Genomic DNA, 17,357 nt, shown 5'->3' with positions numbered 1-17,357 from the left:
TCAGGCATCCTTTCTTACTGGATCGCTCGCTCGGAACTCAAGAACTGAGCAAGGCGCGGGTTGGAGGGAGTGTCGAAGATTTCAGTCGGGGTGCCGTCGGCAGCGACGACGCCCCGGTCCATGAAGACGATGCGGTTTGAGATGTTCTTCGCAAATTGCATCTCGTGAGTCACAAGCAGCGAGGTTATCCCCGATGAGGTCACATCCTTGATGACCTTCAGGACCTCATTGACGAGTTCGGGATCAAGCGACGACGTCGGCTCGTCGAAGAGCATCACATCCGGCTTGACCGCCAGTGCACGGGCGATGCCAGTTCGCTGGAGCTGGCCGCCGGAGAGCTGCGATGGATAGTTGTCGAGCTTGTCGGAAAGGCCGACGCGCTCGAGTTCTTGAAGCGCAATCTTGCGCGCCTCGTCCTTGGACTTGCGCTGGACGACCACGAGAGGATCCATGACGTTGTGGATGACCGTCATGTTCTTGAAGACGTTGAACTGCTGGAATACCATTGCCGTGCGCAGACGGATCGCCTGCACCGCGTTTTTGTCGGGACGGCTGAAATCCATCCGGATGCCGTCGAATGCTATCGTTCCCGAGGACGGTTTGACCAGGTGGTTGATGCACTTCAGCAAGGTCGTTTTGCCGGTTCCGCTCGGTCCGATGATCGACACCACATCGCCGCGCTTCACCGTCAGGTCGACCCCGTTTAAGATCTGCGTGCTCCCGTAGGACAGCTTCAAATTCTTGATCTCAAGCATCTCGGTCTCAGTTCCTTTCGGAGGATAGTTCGGCAGGGACTTCGGTCTCTGCGTCGGACCACTCGTCTCCGAGGAGTTCCGGCGTGTCGAAGGCCTGTAGATTTTCGAAATGCTTCTCGCGGTCGGCAACGAAGAGCGACCTTACGATCCCGCGCGCCAGGCGGTCGGCTCCTTCGCTGATTGCCGGGATGTCGCCCGTGAGCTTGCCGTGGCTAAGCGTCGCCGGGAAGTTAAAGCAATGGATCTTTGCCAGAGCCGGGCATGCGCCGGGCACCTTTTCCAGGAACTCGAACGCATCTCCGAGATCGGGCGAGCCTTCCAGTTCGGCGTTGGACATCCCGGGGGGCGTCGGGAAGCGGTCGCGCCAGAGGCGGATATGAGGTTCGAAGGCGGCTAGTTCCGGCCGCTCGGTGAGGTCGACCTTGAATCCCGTTCCGAAAATGAGGAAGTCGACGCGATAACCGCCCTTCGGCGTCGTCACGACAATTTCGCTGTCTTCCTGCTTCAGCCCGGTGATCGGGCTTTCCAGATGAAGATGAGCCTGTTCGAAGGAGCTGACGCGCAGCACGCTCGGCCTTGGCGGCGGCGTTTGCTGGCCCATGGCGTAGTCCAGGAATCGCCACTTCCATTCGTCCGGCAGCCCTGCAAAGCCATGGACGACGCCCTGGCTTCCGATGCCGGTGAACTTATTGATGCGTGGAAGCTCCTTGCGGCGCACGAACATGTCGAGGCGAGCAGCTCCTGCTTCGAGAGCGGTCGCGGCATTGTCCATGGCCGACGCGCCTGCGCCGATCACCCCTACCCGCTTGCCGGCAAGTGCCGAGAAATCGATCGCGTCGGCGGTGTGCGCCCAGAACCTTCGGGCAATGTTGTCAGCGATATCAGGCACGAAGGGGCCGCCGAGGCCATCGCGCCCGGTCGCCAAAACGACGTGGCGCGCGATGATCGTTTGCTTGCGACCGTCCTCGCTGCAGGACACGTCGAGCATACCATCGTCGCGCGGAATGACCTCATTGACGGAGACTCTGTTGCGGACCGGAAGCTCGAGGACCCGGCGGTACCAGGTGAGGTACTCCATCCAGGTCTCACGCGGCGCACGGTCGAGCGCAACCCATGCCTCGCGGCCATGGAGCGCCTCGTAGTAGGCGCGGAAGGTGAGCGCAGGCAGCCCCATGGCCGGGCCGGTGAGCTGTTTGGGAGAACGGAGGGTTCGCATGCGGGCGAAGGTGACCCATGGCCCTTCGTGCCCGGCGGAAGCCCTGTCGAGCACGACGTGGTTGGCAACACCGAGACGCTTCAGCATCCCTGAAGCGACGAGGCCGGCCATTCCGCCACCGATGACGACGACGTCGATGACTTCCTTGCCCTCCACGGTGCGGACAGGCACCCATGGCTTGGCGGGCAGCTCCAGCCAGTCAAGATCCTGACGGAGCCTTGCTTCGAGAGCGTCGATGCCATCCGGAAACGCCGAAAGGTTGCTCATGCGTGCGCTCCTTCGACGATTGCAGCTTGTCCGTAGACGGTGTCGGCGAGTGTCTCCGAGCCGTTCGTTTCAAGCAGACGGCACCCCGGTATCAACAAAGCCTGCGCGCGCGCGGCGTCGATGACGGCCGAGACCGTCGGCGTAAGCGGCAATGCCGCAGCAGAGATCGCCCCGAAGAGGAAGGGAATGGTCTGATCGACCGCGCGCACCACGATGCCCTCCAGTGGCACGCCGTAGACGGTCGCCGGTTCGACGATGGCGACGCCCAGGCCTGCACGGACGAGCGAAAGCGCCGTCAGCGAAGCGTTCACGTCGATGATGCGGTCCGGCCCGACCCCCGCTCTTTCAAAAGCCTCGTCGATGCGATGGCGGAGACGGTATGGATTTGCGAGCGTAATGATCCGACGATCGGCGAGATCGACCAAACTGACGACATCGTTGCCGGCCAGAGGATCGTCCAGGCCGATGGCGACGACACAGGGCGCTTCCGCGATCCAATGGATGTCGAGGCCCGGATGCTCGAGCGGAAGGCTCGATATTCCCAGGTCGGCCGATCGCGCGAGCACCGCCTGCACGACGTTCTCGGCCGCGAGCGCCTGGATGTGCAGATGACGCGGAATAAGATCCGGAGCAATGGCCGCCAGCGCCTGCGGCAGAATTCCTGCGGCGAGCGACGGAGTCGCGGCGACCGTCAATGTCAATGGTTCCTCCCGACCGATCGCCTCGGCTTTCTCGCGGATATGGCCGAGGCTGGCGAGGTGCCGCTCTACTTCGGCGTGGAAGCGAAGGCCTCGCGACGTCGGCTGGATCCTCGGCCCGCTTCTGTGGAGAAGTGGGTAGCCGAGATCGGCTTCCAGATCCTGTATCTGCCGCGTCACGGCAGGTTGCGAGCGGCCGAGCAGTCGGGCAGCTCCCGTCACGCTGCCGGCAGACATCACCGCTGCGAAGGCTTCAAGCTGTCGAATGTCGATCGAGTTACCATGCATGGATGCCATCAACCATGCACCTTCATGTTTTTGAAGCATGAGAGTTCTATAAAATTAGTGGATAATAGATAACAATTTCGCATTCTGTTCGCCTCTTCATGCTACTTTGACATAATAGAGAAATTAGATCTACCCTACGCATTGCAACGAAATGCAAAGGAGCGTGTTTTGACACTTATCGAAACCCTCGCCTCGGTGCGGCCGGGCTCGGCGCTCGCCGAGGCCATCCAGAAACGCGCAGAAATCCTGCGCTTGAGCGAGGCAGCACACAACGCCGTCCTCCTGCCTCGCGATCCGGGCGGCCTGTCACATGGGCTGAGGGCTGCTCTCGCTGCCCGTATGGCCCGACACAATCGAAATCAGGCGCTCGCGACCCATTACGATGGTCTTGTCGCTCACGCGGGAGAAGCAGCCACTGCCGCGCTCGCTCAGACGGGTACGAGCGCAGACGACGAGCGCACGGCCGAAATCGTCCGCCATGCCGACCGATTAACCGTCGCGCCGCGCGAAGCCACCCGCGACCACATAGCGCGATTGCGCAGTGCGGGAGTGACTGACGCCGACATCGTCCGGCTGTCGGAGCTTGCAGCCTTCGTCAATTATCAGGCTCGCGTCATTGCAGGGCTGGCACTGATCGGAGGAAGACAATGAGCGAAGTCGTCCATGCCTTCACCACGCAGGTTCCGCGCTGGCAGCCTTACGTCACTCCCGTCGATCTTGAAACTGCGACCGACGAGCAGCGGGAGGCAATGCAGGTCACGCCCTCCAACAAAGGCATCTCTGCCTACGTCCTGACGCTTGCGCACGATCCGGAATCGCTGGCTGTCCGCTCACCGCTGTTCAACCTGATCATGTACGGAAAGGACGGGCTTTCACCGGGAGAACGCGAACTCGGCGCCACCGCCGCGTCCGTCGTCAATCGCTGCGTCTATTGCGCCGCCGTGCATGCCTCCCGGTTCATCAGCCATACCAAGCGGACTGACGTGATCGACGCCATTTTCGCCGATGGGCTCGACGCCGAACTCGACGAGCACCTTCAAACCATCTTCGATTTCTCCGCACATCTGTCGACGACGCCGCCGCAAGCAACGCACGCCGACGCGCAGGCGCTGGCGGACGTCGGTCTTTCCGAGCTTGAATCCCTGGACCTCGTGCTGTCGTCTGCCATCTTCGGTTGGGCGAACCGCCTGATGCATACGCTCGGCGAACCGGTAAAGGACTAGGTGTTTCGGGAGGTGGAAGGCCCCCGCATCGCGTCACGCGCTCTGGAGCTCGCTCGCCGCGGGTCCAGCGGACGCGTCACCGCGTGCGCATCAGGTCCACAGCGCGATTGCTTATGATAGCTTCCATCGAAAAATAGCCGGTCACCGTCGCAAGATCGAAGTTCGTTATCAGCTTCTGGTAGAAAGCGTCATAGCCCGACATTCCTTTGGTGATGACCTTGATCAAGTAGTCCCAGTCGCCGCCTATCCGGTAAAAATCGACGACTTCCGGCATGCGGTCGACGTGCTTGCGAAAATCTTCCGACCATTCCTTTGAATGATGCCGCGTTCGAACCATCACGATCACTGTCAGATCAAACCCGAGCACCTCGAAATCGAGGGAAGCGCGCGATCCCTTGATGACACCTGTCGCATAAAGGCGCTGAAGCCGGCGCCAGCAAGCGTTCTGTGACAGACCGACCTGCTCGGCCAAGTCACGTTGAGAAAGCGAAGAATCCCGCTGCACGCAAGTCAGAATTCTCAGATCAATTTCATCAAGTTTTGGATTTTTATCGATCATATGACCCGATTTATCCCATTCTTCTCGAAAAATTGGTGAAGTTCTCGACCGTGATGCAGATTAGAATTGTTGTCAAATTCTTCGTGGAGAATGACAATGCAGGAACGGGCTTTGCGTTACCCATCAAAAGAACTCTCCACCGTTCTCGGCAAGTTCAAGAGCGACCTCAATCAAGCCGATCCCATCGGCAGGTTCAGGGCGGGACTGATAGGCTTAAAGGCGAAGGTCGACGGCCCGTTCGGCCCTAAGGACCTCGTCTATGCCGATTATGTGGCTTCAGGGCGCGCGCTCGGACAGATCGAAGAATTCATCCTAGAAGAAGTCCTTCCGTACTACGCGAACAGCCACACCGAGGCATCCTACTGCGGAGGGATGATGACCCGCCTTCGACGGGAAGCACGCTTAGTCATTGGAGAACTCTGCGGAGCCGATAAACAGCATGCCGTCATCTTTGCCGGATCCGGCGCGACTGCGGGCCTCAACCGGCTGGTGAACCTGCTGGGGGTCACCGATGCGATCGCGGCCGGCAAAACGGTCCGCGTCGTCCTTGGCCCATATGAACACCACTCGAACATCCTGCCATGGCGCGAGAGCGGAGCGGAGGTCATCGAAATTGCCGAGGGCAACGATGGCGGTCCCGATCCTGTCATGTTGCAGAAGGCCCTGGAGGATGCCTGCGCAGATTTGACCATTTGCTCGTTCTCTGCCGCATCGAACGTCACCGGCATTCTGACAGACGTCGCGGCGCTCACGAAGATTGCCAAGGCAGCGGCCGCCAAAGTCGTCTGGGACTATGCAGGGGCCGGACCCTACGTGCCGATTGCGATGACACCTGAGCATGGTGCCGAAATCGACGCGATCGTCGTGTCTCCTCACAAGTTCCTGGGCGGGCCAGGGGCCTCCGGTGTATTGGTCGTGCGGCACGACGCGGTGGTTACGAACAAGCCATCCTGGCCCGGTGGCGGCACGGTTAAATTTGTTTCACCCACGGGTCATGATTACAGCGACAGCCTGGAGTCTCGGGAGGAAGCAGGTACCCCCAACGTCATCGGCGACATTCGCGCGGCACTTGCCTTTCTCGTCAAGGATGCGATCGGCGTTGATGAAATCAAGCGGCTGAACGACGAGTACACGCGGCGCGCCTTCGCTGCGTGGAAGGACGTTTCGGAGATCGAGCTGCTTGGCTCCACCTCGATCCCACGCCTGCCGATCTTTTCGTTTCGGGTGCGCGATGGCAAGGGCGGCTTCATCCATCAGCAATTGGTCACGCGGATGCTCAGCGACCGGTTTGGCATTCAGGCCCGTGGCGGCTGCGCCTGCGCTGGCCCCTACGTGCATCGACTGCTTTCCATCGACACCCCGACGTCGCAGCGCATGCGCCAGGCGATCCTGGATGGCAACGAAATCGAGAAACCCGGATTCACGCGGCTCAACCTGAGCGTACTTACCTCGGACGAAAAGGTTTCCTTCATTCTGGATTCGGTGGCGCAACTCGCGCGGGATGCACCGGCGTATGTTGCCCTCTACGTCTTCGATCCCGCGCGGGCGATCTTCTCGCCCATCGCGTCCGCTCGACAGGAGGCGGTCTGTGCGTAGACCCGACGTCGCCGCCTTCTTCGACCCGCCTACCTCCTCGATCCAATACGTGGTCAGCGATCCGCAGACGAAGGCCTGTGCGATCATCGATCCGGTTCTCGACTTCGATGAAAAGTCAGGATCGACAACGACCCACAACGCCGAGATGCTGTTGGACCACATTCGGGGTCAGGACCTGCGGCTACACTGGATTCTCGACACTCATCCGCATGCCGATCATCTTTCAGCCGCCGCCTATCTGAAGGAACTGACCGGCACGCCGACGGCCATCGGGAACCGCGTGACGGACGTTCAGAAAATCTGGTCGAAGATTTACAATCGGCCGGATCTTCCCGTCGACGGCAGCCAGTGGGATCGGCTTTTCTTCGACGGCGACACCTTCTCTATTGGGAATATCGAGGTCGGCGTGATGTATTCGCCCGGCCACACACTTGCCTCGATCACCTACGCGGCCGGCGACGCCTTGTTCGTTCATGACACTGTCTTCATGCCGGACAGCGGCACTGCCCGTGCGGACTTTCGCGGTGGTAGCGCCCGGTCTCTCTGGTCGAGCATTCAGAACATTTTGGCGTTGCCCGGCGATACGCGCGTCTTCGTGGGGCACGACTATCAGCCCGGCGGCCGGCCGCCGCTCTGGGAGAGCACGGTGGAACGTCAGAGGGCGGAAAACATACATGTCGCGCATTGTGCTTGCGCTGAAGAGTTCGTCTCCCTTCGGGAGGCACGGGATCGGACGCTGCCAATGCCGAAGCTCATACTCCACGCGCTGCAGGTCAACATCAACGGCGGCCGGCTACCGGAACCCGAAGGCAACGGCCTTCGCTATCTCAAGCTCCCGATAGGCGCCCTTCAAGGTTCCGTCTGGTGCTGAGCAACCCGATCGCCGCTCGGCGATACGGCACCGCGCCCGCCGAGTTGAACGACTGAACATTCCATGCTCAAGCGGGATCCGGAGAAATGTCGTTAGATCTTTTTCAATATGGGATGGGGACTTTCAGCGGCGCTCTGGTCGGCTTCACCCTCGCCCTTCTGGGCGGCGGCGGCTCCATCCTTGCCGTCCCGCTTCTTATTCATGCAGTGGGACTGACCGACGCCCATACTGCTATTGCCACCAGCGCCGTTGCCGTTGCCGCGAATGCGTTGATCAGTCTGGTCATGCATGCGCGCCGGGGAACAGTGATATGGCGATATGCAGGACTATACTGCGCGACGGGGATCCTCGGAGCGCTGCTCGGCGCATCGATCGGAAAGATGCTCGATGGGAACCATCTGCTTTTGTATTTCTCGGGGCTGATGATCGCCATCGCCATCTTGATGCTGCGCCGAATAAGCGTCGCCAGCGAAAATAGCTGCGTCTTCGAACGTCGCAACACAAGGAAGGTTCTTGCGATTGGTGGTGGGAGTGGCGTCGTCTCGGGCTTTTTCGGAATAGGCGGTGGTTTCCTGATTGTCCCCGGCCTGGTGTTTTCGACCGGTATGCCAACGATCAATGCGGTGTCGACCTCTTTGGTCGCGATCGTCGCGTTCGGTTCGACGACGGCTGCCACCTATTCCTTCTCAGGTCTCGTCGACTGGCCGCTGGCCGCTGTCTTCATCGCCGGAGGCGCGTTCGGCGCCGTCCTCGGCTGCACACTTGTGCACCGGCTCAGGCCATATCAATCTGCGCTCAACAGTCTTTTTGCGGGCGTCATCCTCATGTTCGGCATCGCCATGGCGTGGAGCACCCTCCTCGGCTAGCTCGCCGTTGGTGCCCGGTCGATTTGCTTTTGTGCTTCCACATCCTCAGACGCGGAAGCGTTCCTCCAAGCTCAAGTCGGGCATTTAACGGTGCTCGATGAGGTACAGCGATTGCCGGCGCCGTTTGCGGAGCTGCGGGGGATCGTTGCCGATCGGCGCGCTGGCGGCGAGCGGTCAATGCAAGTTCTGTTGCTGGGATCGGCGTTGCGAGTTCGTCGATAGCGAAACCGGCGATGCCCTTGCCGCCCCACTGGCCGGCGAAACTCTCCGTGATCTCGATCCTCATCAGATATTTCGCATGCTTGAAGCCGAGGTGGCGTTCGACGCGCAGGTGAAGCGGCGCGCCGTGGGCAAACCTCCAGATCCTTACCGTTCATCTGGCAGGCGAGGATCGTCCGCGGTGAAAGGCGTCGATGAGATCGAAGCTCTCAGAATGGGTTCGGCTATCGTCCAGCGTCTGTTCCAGCAAGCCGTCACAAAAGCGTGAAGCTGTAACGAGTGGTGCTTCCGTTGCGAAGGAGGGGGAGAGGCAACCACCAAGGGAGTAATGCCATGAAACACTCGACTGGCTTGAACCTCGCAATCGCCGTGGCGATCTTGACTTGCAGCTCCGCCGTGCAGGTCCTCGCCGGGCAATCACCGGCGATCGTCGAACTGTTCACCAGCCAGGGCTGTTCTTCCTGCCCTCCGGCCAACGCCAATCTGGTCAGGCTCAGCAGCGATCCCAACGTGCTGGCACTGAGTTTTTCGGTCACCTACTGGGACTATCTCGGCTGGAAGGACAGTTTCGGGAAGAAGGAATTCACTGACCGGCAGGTGACCTATGAGCCTGCGCTCGGTCAATCCGGCGCGTTCACGCCGCAGATGGTCATCAACGGTCATCAGTCAATCGTCGGCTACGATCTCTCTGAGATCCGCCGTGTCATCGCCTCCGAGCCCGCTCTGTCCGGGCCCCGCATCGCACTATCGGCAAACAGCGTTGTCGTCGACGCCGCCCCAAAAAAGCCGGCTGCAGCCGATATCTGGCTGGTGCGCTATGACAAGGGCATCGTGCAGGTTCCGGTCGCCAGAGGCGAAAATGCCGGCGAGACGTTGGCGCATGCCCATGTCGTGCACGGGCTGCAGCGTCTCGGCACGTGGCAAGGCGAGATAGTGGCGTTTCCGATCCCCGCTGTGAGCGGGAGCCTGAAAAGGGCCATCATCGTCCAGGAACGAAAGGGTGGAAGGATCCTTGCCGCGGCGAGCGATTGAGGAACGCTGCGTCCACCCTCGCTTCCTTCCGAGACGGCAAGGCAATGGTGCAAGCGGGGGCTCATGGACAGAATCACAGCAACAATGACCTGTCGAAGCGCAAGAGCGGCAGGTTAAGATACCACATGGTCGTGCGCGTCGGTAGCACGTCATGGATTGGCAATTCGGGAAAGCAATACATGCTCGGATTTGGCAAACTCCCCGCGGGAGGCACTCGTCGCGTCACTGCTCGCCATGAAGCTCCTCGGCTTTTTACGGTCGAGCCTGATGCGTTGGCGCGGCCTGACCTGACTTACAGGCCTCCTGATGCCTGTGGCACTGTTGGCTGCGTATTGGCTTACCTAGAAAAAGGGGCCGACATTTCCGCCCGTCGGGGCGGTCAACAAGGTGTTTTACGTGCTCGCTGTCGGGACGGCGATCGGCTTTGCCATTGAGATGGCGGCCCTGCGCGCGGTGCGCGTTCTCGCGCTTTTGCAGGTCTCGATTTTTCTGATCACACCGATCTCATCGAATGTCACGTGAAGCCTCAATCGCCTCTCGCAGGGCCTTGCCGAAGCCTCTCCGCGAGTAAGGCTTGAGAAGTAGTTTGGAGCTCGATGCAGCGCCGATGCGTTCGATATCTGCGTAACCGGTCGTCAGGACGACGGACAGGTTTGGATACTACACGGTGATCTTGCTCGCCATCGCCCGGCCGTCAACGGCGCCGAGGCCGCCGTAGCGCAGAGCCTCTTCGAAGCGTGCGAGCGCCGGTTCTTCCTTGTCGCACTCGACGAAGATGACGCGATCTTTGGCCCGCAAGAGAGCCGGCATTGCAAGCCAGCCCTTGGATTCAGCCAATCGGATCCACGCGGCAAGATCGGTCAGGTGCCATCGGCAGCGATGGGAGATTCTCGCGCTCACTGCACCGGAGCGAAGAAGTAGGAAATCAGCCGCTACTTGCCTTTCCTCTCGGTAGACACGATCGGACAATATTGCTCTTCAGGCAATCGAGATATGGAGATAACTCACGGCCCGTAGCATCTCAGGAAACGCCAAAGCGCTCGAGCATTTTTCGAAGCCGCGTGTTCTGCTGACGAAGACGGTTCGCCAGCAATGCCTTGAGGTGCCGATTTTCCGCGTCAAGTCCAACCAGTTCATCGAGCGGAGTCTCGACTTCAGCGGTTGCCGATCGCTTATCGCCCGCATTTGTCGTTCTATCGAGATGAACTTCCGGACCCGTGTCGCCCGCAGCAGTCGTCGCATCTAGACGGCGTCGCCTGGCGCGAGGCTTTTTCGATCGTGGCATAGAGTTTGCGGGGTCGCGATCGTTTTGCGATGAAACCGATTTCACCGATTCGGTCAACGAAGCGCTGCCCTGATTTTGGCTGCCGCTTTCGATGCGGTCATCGATTTGCCGTTGCGGCGTTCGATCCGACTGCACCTCGTTGCCCTGGCTCAACGTTTCCGATCCCGTTCTGGATTCGAAAAGATGCGGCGCATCAGTCTCGACTTGACGCGCAAAAGCCTTGAGATCGGTGTTTCCCCAAATCGAAACTGGCGGCATCGTAGACCGTCGGCGCTTCGACTTGAGTTCGACAATGAAATTTCGTTGCGGCGTTTTCATCTGTATCCAGTCTTCCAATCGCGAGCCAATCTCACGACACTCCAAATCGTTCGAGCATCTTCCTGAGCTGAGCGTTCTGCAGGTCGAGCTTTTGCGCCAATTGGCTTCTCAGCTTTTTGATGTCTTCGTCAAGGCTTGCCACGTCATTGAAGAAGGAATCGCGTGAGGCCGAGGGTTGTGAACGCGGATCTTCAAGTGCGGCGATAGCGCTTTGCGCGGCCACGCCGGCCTTGGCTTTCTTCCCAGGTGCACGACGTTTGACAGCCGGCTTGTTTCGTTGCTTTCCGGTGACGTTACGTGGCGCCGACATGTCCGCTTCTGCGCGCGAATGATCGCTTTCATCATCAGGTGCAGCTGTCCGAGGCTCTTCGACATCGACAGGCGACTCTAAAGCCCGCGCGGCATGAGGATCGCTTTCGACCGCCCTCGAAGCCGCTGGCGCCTGATCGACCGGAGTACCTTTATCGTCATCCGCCTTGACGGACGGTTTCGCTGAAAGGGACGGACGCGTCGGCGTCGGATCTACCTCGCGTTCGAGAGCCCCGGGATCGGTATCATGACCGATCGCGCTCTCTTGTGCGTTCGCCGGCCTGCGTCGGGACGTCAGGTCGGCAAGAAATCTCCACGGTGTTTTCATAGTGTTTCAACCTCGGGCAACCCGGACCGCAATCCTGCTGCCACTACTATATCCTCACTCGCCATTCGGCCGGGCACGACGAAGCGCGCCCGGCGAGTATATCGCCTGCTGAAAAATGCCGCGCCAGATGGTTATTGCAACCGGCCCCGCTGCGCTCGCCGATCAGCCGACCCCGAGCCGTCTGCGCAGTTCGGCATTTTCCTGTCGCAGCTTTTCGGCAAGGGTTTTGCGAAGTCGCTTGTTCTCTTCTTCGAGTTGAATCAGGTCTTCCAGCTCATCGAATGCCGGCGCGGACGTCGCTGCCGCCTCGACAGGCTTCGCCGTCGTTTTCCTTGGAGCGCCCTTACGCGCGCTTCTGCCATCCACAACCTTCGTCTCGGCAGCCTTGCGCTTTCCTCTCCTGCCTCGCCCGTCAACGGTCGCGGCGCTTGCGGTCGGGGGCAGCTCGGTGACCGAGGGCGATCCGGCGGGAGCCGCTTCGGCAATTGCCTTTCCACGCCGCGGCGCACGCTGCTTCCGGATCACGGGTTTTGCCGCAGTATCTGTCTCCGCCGCCCCTGCAACGGAGCCTGTATTAGTCTCGTCAGCCATCAGCCATCTCCTTTAAAGCCAAGTCTCTTTTCGACCGACTTAAAGTTGGAGTCAACACGTGCTTGGACTGTTGGCAAGCTGGTCGCTCTCCGCCAGCAGCATCTCAAGACGCCGATGCTGTGGAAGGCGTCGAATCTGCAGCACAATTGTCCTCGTCAACGATCTTTGCAGTGCCCACTTTCCAGCGCGGGCGCGCTGCGAGTTCAACAGCAAATCACGCAAAACACTTTGCGCTTTAAGTTCTGGGACATGGAACGAATTGGGTCGCATGGGGTTTGGTGATCACGGATCAAAGAGGTTCGGCACGAGAGGAAATTCCCATGAACAAGTTCATTTTCGCCGCAGCGCTTCTAGGCGCTTCAGCATTGTCGGCCATGGCTCAAACGGCACCAGCAACGACAAGCGACGGCAAGACGCCGGCCATCGCGACGCCTGGGTCGAACAATGCGACCGCCCCGGTGGAAGGCGCCAACAGCTTCACCGAGGGGCAGGCCAAGGACCGTATTGAAGAGGCCGGTTATACCGACGTCAAAGACCTCAAGAAGGATGACAAGGGCATCTGGATGGCATCCGGCATGAAGGATGGCAAAGCCGTCGTAATCGCTCTCGATTATCAGGGCAACATCGTCGCCAAGTGACGCAACAAATCCTCGAGGAGAAATGACTATGAAAACGGTAACTGGACTTTTCGACGATTATACCGACGCAAGCTCCGCAGTCAGCGCGCTTGAATCCGCCGGCGTTCCTTCCAGCGATATCAGCATCGTTTCCAATAATGCCGACAATCGCCACGGCGAACATTCTAACGCAGGTGAAGGCGCGGGTGCCGGTGCCGGCATCGGCGCAGTCGTCGGCGGCGCCGGCGGCCTTCTCACAGGCCTCGGCTTGATGGCCATCCCCGGCGTTGGCCCCGTCGTCGCAGCCGGCTGGTTGGCGGCAACCGCCGCGGGCGCCGCCGCCGGTGCTGTTGCTGGCGGGGCGACAGGGGGTATTATCGGCGCAATGACGAGTTCCGGCGTCTCTGACGCTGACGCCAACGTATATGCCGAAGGCGTTCGCCGGGGTGGCTCATTGGTCACTGCCAGGGTTCAAGACGCGCTTGTCCCGGAAGCGGAAGCGATCCTCAAGCGATCCAATTGGGTCGATCCGATTGAGCGCCGCGCGGCCTACACCAAGGAGGGGTGGACGAGGTTCGATGACGCGCTCGATCCCTATAGCCCAGAACAGGTCGCAAAAGAACGTAGCCGTTATCGGCTCTGAAAGGTCACGAGCGCGCCCCTCGAGGGCGCGCCGCTGAGGCGTCAACCTGTCGTCGGGCTTCATCCCGGCACGATTTTGCCCAGTGGGACCTCATGGGCACTTGCCCCTTAGGCGAAGCGCTTCGCCGTTCTCGCGAGCGCTTTTGCGGCAACTTCCTCTCGGTCCCGAGGAGGTTGAGAGGTCTCCAGCGAACTCAGCAGCTCCTGGGCGCACCTCGCGATCGAAAGGACCGCCTGCTCGAACGCCGCCTCGTTGCGTTTCGACGGCTTGGTGGTTCCACTTAACTTTCGCACAAACTGAAGCGCAGCGCCATGAATCTCCTCATCCGTCGCTGGAGGGTCGAAATTGAAGAGAGGTTTGATGTTTCGGCACATGGTTTTCTCCCGATCGTTTCCTCTCTCGTGAGAAGAAATTGCGTCCTCTAAAAGCAATCGCATGAGTGTGAATTACAATCGAGCTAGGAGGGCGACCAATCCAGCGAGGCGGGAGCAACGCCCCACAAGCAGACATTGCCGCCGCTATCCGATGACTCGGAACGGAACAGTGCCCTTTTCATCAGCAAGTAGTCCACTTGTAAGGGAGGCACATCATGCAAATCCAAGGTGTTTATGCCGCGCTCGCGACGAGCCAGTATGGAAAGTGCGGAGAATTTCTATACCCAACTTTCGAACGGGAGCGTGATGAAGGATTTTCAGCAGCGTCCCAGAATGCGATATTGGCGTGGCTTACAACGCATCCGGGGAAACCTTGTGCGGCTTGTTCGGCGCGGTCTTTTCAGCCCGCTGCCGCGCCGGTCCTCCCGCGCTGACAAGATTGTGCGCGGTGTTGATCAGGCCGATGTGCGAAAAGGCTTGGGGGAAATTGCCGAGCAGGCGCTGGCCGACGGTGTCGAACTCTTCTGCGAGCAAGCCGAGATCGTTACGAAGGCCGAGCAAGCGGTCGAATAACTTGTGCGCATCCTGTCGCCGCCCGGTGAGCACATACGCATCAGCCAGCCAGAAGCTGCACGCCAGGAATGCGCCTTCGTCGCCACCGACCCCGTCGTCGGTCTGGTTCGTCGAGTAGCGCATGACGAGCCCGCCCCGCAGGAGCTCCCGCTCCACCGCAGCGATTGTGCCAATGATGCGAGGATCATCGACTGGTAAAAAGCCGACCTGTGGCATCAGCAGCAGGCTCGCATCTAGCGTCTCGCCGCCGTAATATTGGACAAAGCTGTTCTTTTTCTCATCGAAGCCGTGGGTGCAGATTTCGTCATGAATTTGTTGGCGCACCTCACGCCACTTTGCAACCGGGCCTTCAAGACCATACCGCTCCGTGCAGATGACGGCTCGGTCGAATGCTACCCAGGCCATCATGCGCGAGTGGGTGAAAGCGCGTGGCGGCCCCCGCACTTCCCAAATGCCGTGATCGGGCGTCTGCCAAGCAGTCACCAGGTGAGTAAGCAGCACCTTTTGCAGCCGCCAGGCCTCATCTTGCGATTGCAGCTCGGCACCGCGCGCTGCGTTGAGAGTGTCGATCAGTTCGCCATAGACGTCGAGCTGCATCTGGCCGGCGGCGGCGTTGCCGATCCTGACGGGAATGCTTCCTTCAAATCCTTTGAGCCACGACACTTCGAACTCGGGCAACCAACGCTCCCCCGCGATCCCGTACATGATCTGGAGTTGTTCCGGAGCGCCGGCAACTGCGCGCAGCAACCATTTCCGCCAATCCTCCGCTTCTTGGCGATATCCCGAATTCAGCAACGCATAGAGCGTCAGCGCTGAATCGCGCAGCCAGCAATAACGATAGTCCCAGTTGCGCGTACCCCCAATCTTCTCGGGAAGCGAGGTGGTGGGTGCAGCGACAATCCCGCCCGTCGGGGCGTAAATTAGCATCTTGAGGGTGATAAGCGAGCGAACCACCGGCGCTCGCCATGCGTCCGGCATATTCTCGAAGCTGCCGTGCTTTACCCATTCCCGCCACCAGGTTGTCGCTCGATCGAGTTCCTCCAAGCGATCGCGGACGAAGTGCGGCTGCTCGTTGGAAGGATGGTACGACATCGTCAACGGCACAGTGTCGCCTGCCCTGATCGAGAAGCGTGCGTACGTCTTCATATTGCGGCCTTTGAGCGCCAGGTCGGTATGGAGTTCCACCGCGTTGGGGCCGGCGATCGCACTCAGGCCGTAATCCTTGCGCCGCACCCAGGGCACCGCCTGCCCGTTTTCGAACCTCAGCACGAGTTCCATCTCCATTTCGACAGTCCCCGAAATGCCGGTCACGATGCGAATTAAATCAACATGGCGGTCGCCTTCGTTGATCGGCATGAAATCGGTGATGGTAACGACGCCGGTCGCCGTCTCGAACCGGGTTTCCAGGATTGCAGTATCGTGAACGTAGCGCCGGCTCGTTTCCCTTTTACCTACTGGCGCGATCTTCCAGCGACCGTTGTCGGCAGTGCCCAGCAGTGCGGCAAAGCAAGCGGGTGAATCAGATCGCGGCAGGCATAGCCAATCGATCGATCCATCCTTGCCCACGAGCGCTGCGGAGAGCATATTTCCGATCAGTCCGTAGTCCTCGATGCGCTTGGCCATATCCCAATCACCCGCCATGCGCAAAGGAGGGATAGTCGGTCATGCCGCCATCCACAAAGATCGTCGTCCCGGTGACGTAGCTGGCGGCATCGGACGCCAGCATGACGGCAATGTTCGCGACGTCTTCGGGTTCGCCGATACGGCGCAGTGGGATCTTCGTAAGCAAGTCCCTGTGGCCTTCGACATCCCGCCAGACCGCCTGATTGATCGGCGTGCGGATCGCGCCCGGCGCGATGCAGAGAACGCGAACGCCATGCGGAGCCGCTTCTTGCGCTAGCGATTTGGACATCATCGAGACGCCCGCCTTGCTGGCCGTATATGCGCTGTATCCGGCCCAGGCGATCACCTCATGAACGCTTGTGGTGTTGAGTACCACGCCCGAACTCTGCGCAACCATGCGTTTCAGGGCTTCGCGCGCACACAGATACGTTCCCTTCAGGTTGACGTCGAGGACCTTGCTCCAGGCATCGGCGTCTGCTTCCCAGCCGAGGGCGCGTTTGCCGTCGATACCGGCATTATTGACCAATATGTCGATGCCGCCCCACACATCGTCTATGTTACAAAACATCGTCTCGACCGCTTGGGCGTCGCTGATATCCGCCATCAACTGAAGTGCCTCGCCACCAGCGGCGGAGACTTCCTCGACGAGCGCATCGGCTTGTTTCGGGTTGACCAAATAGTTGATCGCAACTCGTGCACCCTCGGCAGCGAACGCCTTTGCGATCGCGGCTCCCAGACCAGAGTTGCCTCCTGTCACCAGAACACGTTTATTGGTCAGCCCGAGATCCATCGTGATTTCCGCTGAATCAGTCAAATCGCTCCACGCGCTACAACCCAGTAACGCCAGAGGAAATGCGTTGTTCCGGGCCAACGAGCCAGCATCGAATGAATGGCTGTGACATCGCCAGGCTTCCATCGGTCCCGAACCTGCTGGGCGATCGTTCGATCAGGGCCTAATTCAGAGCCGATGCACGCTTGGCCATCGCTGCCGCCCTACGGAATTTGGCGAGCAGCAGACCATGTTCTCGCCGCAGCCCGCCGGCAGGCGACGTGCGAAGGGCGGCGAGCAATCAGCCTGTTCGGTGCTAATGTCCTCGGCGGCCATG

Annotated in this window: 19 protein-coding genes and 2 pseudogenes; 9 read left to right on the top strand and 12 right to left on the bottom strand. The window is 60.0% G+C overall.

Annotation, left to right across the window (positions count from 1 at the left end; all coding sequences use genetic code 11):
• Positions 1 to 14: 14 nt before the first annotated feature.
• Genes ACS4RS_RS26395 through ACS4RS_RS26385 form a run of 3 tightly spaced genes read right to left on the bottom strand, consistent with a single transcriptional unit; the run spans position 15 to position 3,233 of the window.
• On the bottom strand, positions 15 to 755 hold the full coding sequence (locus ACS4RS_RS26395) for an ATP-binding cassette domain-containing protein (protein ID WP_439012989.1): 741 nt from the start codon (positions 753 to 755) through the stop codon (positions 15 to 17).
• Positions 756 to 762: 7 nt separating this feature from the next.
• Complete coding sequence (locus ACS4RS_RS26390) at positions 763 to 2,238, bottom strand: NAD(P)-binding domain-containing protein (protein WP_439012988.1); 1,476 nt, start codon at positions 2,236 to 2,238, stop codon at positions 763 to 765.
• Positions 2,235 to 3,233, bottom strand: coding sequence for a LysR substrate-binding domain-containing protein (locus ACS4RS_RS26385; RefSeq protein WP_439012987.1), 999 nt, complete (start codon positions 3,231 to 3,233; stop codon positions 2,235 to 2,237). Before ACS4RS_RS26385 ends, ACS4RS_RS26390 begins: the two co-directional genes overlap by 4 nt.
• Before the next feature lie 159 nt (positions 3,234 to 3,392).
• On the opposite strand from ACS4RS_RS26385, the gene ACS4RS_RS26380 reads away from it, so the two are divergent.
• Both ACS4RS_RS26380 and ACS4RS_RS26375 read left to right on the top strand, forming a co-directional pair.
• Complete coding sequence (locus ACS4RS_RS26380) at positions 3,393 to 3,875, top strand: CMD domain-containing protein (protein ID WP_439012986.1); 483 nt, start codon at positions 3,393 to 3,395, stop codon at positions 3,873 to 3,875.
• Positions 3,872 to 4,447 (top strand): peroxidase-related enzyme, encoded by a 576-nt coding sequence (locus ACS4RS_RS26375; protein WP_439012985.1) that lies wholly within the window; start codon positions 3,872 to 3,874, stop codon positions 4,445 to 4,447. The genes ACS4RS_RS26380 and ACS4RS_RS26375 overlap by 4 nt, the downstream gene beginning before the upstream one ends.
• 76 nt (positions 4,448 to 4,523) lie before the next feature.
• On the opposite strand, the gene ACS4RS_RS26370 is transcribed toward ACS4RS_RS26375, so the two are convergent.
• On the bottom strand, positions 4,524 to 5,006 hold the full coding sequence (locus ACS4RS_RS26370; RefSeq protein ID WP_439012984.1) for a winged helix-turn-helix transcriptional regulator: 483 nt from the start codon (positions 5,004 to 5,006) through the stop codon (positions 4,524 to 4,526).
• Positions 5,007 to 5,102: 96 nt separating this feature from the next.
• On the opposite strand from ACS4RS_RS26370, the gene ACS4RS_RS26365 reads away from it, so the two are divergent.
• From ACS4RS_RS26365 to ACS4RS_RS26355, 3 genes are all read left to right on the top strand, one after another.
• Positions 5,103 to 6,602 (top strand): aminotransferase class V-fold PLP-dependent enzyme, encoded by a 1,500-nt coding sequence (locus tag ACS4RS_RS26365; RefSeq protein ID WP_439012983.1) that lies wholly within the window; start codon positions 5,103 to 5,105, stop codon positions 6,600 to 6,602.
• Entirely contained in the window at positions 6,595 to 7,473 is an 879-nt protein-coding gene (locus tag ACS4RS_RS26360; protein ID WP_439012982.1) for an MBL fold metallo-hydrolase, read from the top strand. The genes ACS4RS_RS26365 and ACS4RS_RS26360 overlap by 8 nt, the downstream gene beginning before the upstream one ends.
• 86 nt (positions 7,474 to 7,559) lie before the next feature.
• Positions 7,560 to 8,339, top strand: coding sequence for a TSUP family transporter (locus tag ACS4RS_RS26355; protein ID WP_439012981.1), 780 nt, complete (start codon positions 7,560 to 7,562; stop codon positions 8,337 to 8,339).
• A gap of 235 nt (positions 8,340 to 8,574) precedes the next feature.
• Here the strand turns inward: ACS4RS_RS26355 and ACS4RS_RS26350 are convergent.
• Positions 8,575 to 8,820: pseudogene (locus tag ACS4RS_RS26350) on the bottom strand (molybdopterin-dependent oxidoreductase); the annotation flags it as partial.
• Positions 8,821 to 8,891: 71 nt separating this feature from the next.
• Between ACS4RS_RS26350 and ACS4RS_RS26345 the strand changes: the two are divergent.
• Complete coding sequence (locus ACS4RS_RS26345; protein WP_439012979.1) at positions 8,892 to 9,590, top strand: DUF1223 domain-containing protein; 699 nt, start codon at positions 8,892 to 8,894, stop codon at positions 9,588 to 9,590.
• Between the two features lie 387 nt (positions 9,591 to 9,977).
• A complete protein-coding gene (locus tag ACS4RS_RS26340; protein ID WP_439012978.1) occupies positions 9,978 to 10,112 on the top strand; it encodes a hypothetical protein in 135 nt (44 codons plus the stop codon).
• A 174-nt stretch (positions 10,113 to 10,286) separates the two neighbouring features.
• On the opposite strand, the pseudogene ACS4RS_RS26335 reads toward ACS4RS_RS26340, so the two are convergent.
• The 4 genes and pseudogenes from ACS4RS_RS26335 to ACS4RS_RS26320 all read right to left on the bottom strand — a co-directional run.
• Positions 10,287 to 10,496: pseudogene (locus ACS4RS_RS26335) on the bottom strand (hypothetical protein); the annotation flags it as partial.
• A 115-nt stretch (positions 10,497 to 10,611) separates the two neighbouring features.
• Positions 10,612 to 11,193: a hypothetical protein gene (locus ACS4RS_RS26330; RefSeq protein WP_439012977.1), complete on the bottom strand. Its 582-nt coding sequence runs from the start codon at positions 11,191 to 11,193 to the stop codon at positions 10,612 to 10,614.
• A gap of 31 nt (positions 11,194 to 11,224) precedes the next feature.
• Complete coding sequence (locus ACS4RS_RS26325; protein ID WP_439012976.1) at positions 11,225 to 11,830, bottom strand: hypothetical protein; 606 nt, start codon at positions 11,828 to 11,830, stop codon at positions 11,225 to 11,227.
• A gap of 162 nt (positions 11,831 to 11,992) precedes the next feature.
• Complete coding sequence (locus tag ACS4RS_RS26320; protein ID WP_439012975.1) at positions 11,993 to 12,421, bottom strand: SyrB2 regulator; 429 nt, start codon at positions 12,419 to 12,421, stop codon at positions 11,993 to 11,995.
• Between the two features lie 320 nt (positions 12,422 to 12,741).
• Between ACS4RS_RS26320 and ACS4RS_RS26315 the strand changes: the two genes are divergently transcribed.
• Both ACS4RS_RS26315 and ACS4RS_RS26310 read left to right on the top strand, forming a co-directional pair.
• Positions 12,742 to 13,059, top strand: a complete 318-nt coding sequence (locus ACS4RS_RS26315) for a PepSY domain-containing protein (RefSeq protein ID WP_439012974.1) — start codon at positions 12,742 to 12,744, stop codon at positions 13,057 to 13,059.
• Positions 13,060 to 13,087: 28 nt separating this feature from the next.
• On the top strand, positions 13,088 to 13,681 hold the full coding sequence (locus ACS4RS_RS26310; RefSeq protein WP_439012973.1) for a general stress protein: 594 nt from the start codon (positions 13,088 to 13,090) through the stop codon (positions 13,679 to 13,681).
• A gap of 107 nt (positions 13,682 to 13,788) precedes the next feature.
• Here the strand turns inward: ACS4RS_RS26310 and ACS4RS_RS26305 are convergent, their stop codons facing one another.
• From ACS4RS_RS26305 to ACS4RS_RS26295, 3 genes are all read right to left on the bottom strand, one after another.
• Positions 13,789 to 14,055 carry a DUF2277 domain-containing protein gene (locus tag ACS4RS_RS26305; protein ID WP_439012972.1) on the bottom strand — a complete coding sequence of 89 codons (267 nt, stop codon included), beginning with the start codon at positions 14,053 to 14,055 and terminating at the stop codon, positions 13,789 to 13,791.
• 351 nt (positions 14,056 to 14,406) lie between these two features.
• Positions 14,407 to 16,251 (bottom strand): glycoside hydrolase family 15 protein, encoded by a 1,845-nt coding sequence (locus ACS4RS_RS26300; protein ID WP_449314089.1) that lies wholly within the window; start codon positions 16,249 to 16,251, stop codon positions 14,407 to 14,409.
• A gap of 7 nt (positions 16,252 to 16,258) precedes the next feature.
• The gene (locus ACS4RS_RS26295) at positions 16,259 to 17,041 is read right to left on the bottom strand and encodes a glucose 1-dehydrogenase (RefSeq protein ID WP_439012970.1); all 783 of its coding nucleotides are present in this window, start codon (positions 17,039 to 17,041) and stop codon (positions 16,259 to 16,261) included.
• Positions 17,042 to 17,357: the final 316 nt, after the last annotated feature.

The organism is Rhizobium sp. F40D2 (assembly GCF_051810745.2).
Taxonomy (GTDB): Bacteria; Pseudomonadota; Alphaproteobacteria; order Rhizobiales; family Rhizobiaceae; genus Rhizobium.
This window is presented reverse-complemented; position numbering and strand designations above follow the sequence as displayed.

What these genes read in the sequence shown, in the direction of transcription:
- ACS4RS_RS26300 (WP_449314089.1), bottom strand. Translation starts at nt 16,251, where the DNA reads ATGGCCAAGCGCATCGAGGACTACGGACTGATCGGAAATATGCTCTCC.
- ACS4RS_RS26310 (WP_439012973.1), top strand. Translation starts at nt 13,088, where the DNA reads ATGAAAACGGTAACTGGACTTTTCGACGATTATACCGACGCAAGCTCC.
- ACS4RS_RS26315 (WP_439012974.1), top strand. Translation starts at nt 12,742, where the DNA reads ATGAACAAGTTCATTTTCGCCGCAGCGCTTCTAGGCGCTTCAGCATTG.
- ACS4RS_RS26385 (WP_439012987.1), bottom strand. Translation starts at nt 3,233, where the DNA reads ATGGCATCCATGCATGGTAACTCGATCGACATTCGACAGCTTGAAGCC.
- ACS4RS_RS26390 (WP_439012988.1), bottom strand. Translation starts at nt 2,238, where the DNA reads ATGAGCAACCTTTCGGCGTTTCCGGATGGCATCGACGCTCTCGAAGCA.
- ACS4RS_RS26305 (WP_439012972.1), bottom strand. Translation starts at nt 14,055, where the DNA reads ATGTGCCGAAACATCAAACCTCTCTTCAATTTCGACCCTCCAGCGACG.
- ACS4RS_RS26345 (WP_439012979.1), top strand. Translation starts at nt 8,892, where the DNA reads ATGAAACACTCGACTGGCTTGAACCTCGCAATCGCCGTGGCGATCTTG.
- ACS4RS_RS26365 (WP_439012983.1), top strand. Translation starts at nt 5,103, where the DNA reads ATGCAGGAACGGGCTTTGCGTTACCCATCAAAAGAACTCTCCACCGTT.
- ACS4RS_RS26370 (WP_439012984.1), bottom strand. Translation starts at nt 5,006, where the DNA reads ATGATCGATAAAAATCCAAAACTTGATGAAATTGATCTGAGAATTCTG.
- ACS4RS_RS26295 (WP_439012970.1), bottom strand. Translation starts at nt 17,041, where the DNA reads ATGGATCTCGGGCTGACCAATAAACGTGTTCTGGTGACAGGAGGCAAC.
- ACS4RS_RS26330 (WP_439012977.1), bottom strand. Translation starts at nt 11,193, where the DNA reads ATGAAAACGCCGCAACGAAATTTCATTGTCGAACTCAAGTCGAAGCGC.
- ACS4RS_RS26375 (WP_439012985.1), top strand. Translation starts at nt 3,872, where the DNA reads ATGAGCGAAGTCGTCCATGCCTTCACCACGCAGGTTCCGCGCTGGCAG.
- ACS4RS_RS26320 (WP_439012975.1), bottom strand. Translation starts at nt 12,421, where the DNA reads ATGGCTGACGAGACTAATACAGGCTCCGTTGCAGGGGCGGCGGAGACA.
- ACS4RS_RS26355 (WP_439012981.1), top strand. Translation starts at nt 7,560, where the DNA reads ATGTCGTTAGATCTTTTTCAATATGGGATGGGGACTTTCAGCGGCGCT.
- ACS4RS_RS26325 (WP_439012976.1), bottom strand. Translation starts at nt 11,830, where the DNA reads ATGAAAACACCGTGGAGATTTCTTGCCGACCTGACGTCCCGACGCAGG.
- ACS4RS_RS26395 (WP_439012989.1), bottom strand. Translation starts at nt 755, where the DNA reads ATGCTTGAGATCAAGAATTTGAAGCTGTCCTACGGGAGCACGCAGATC.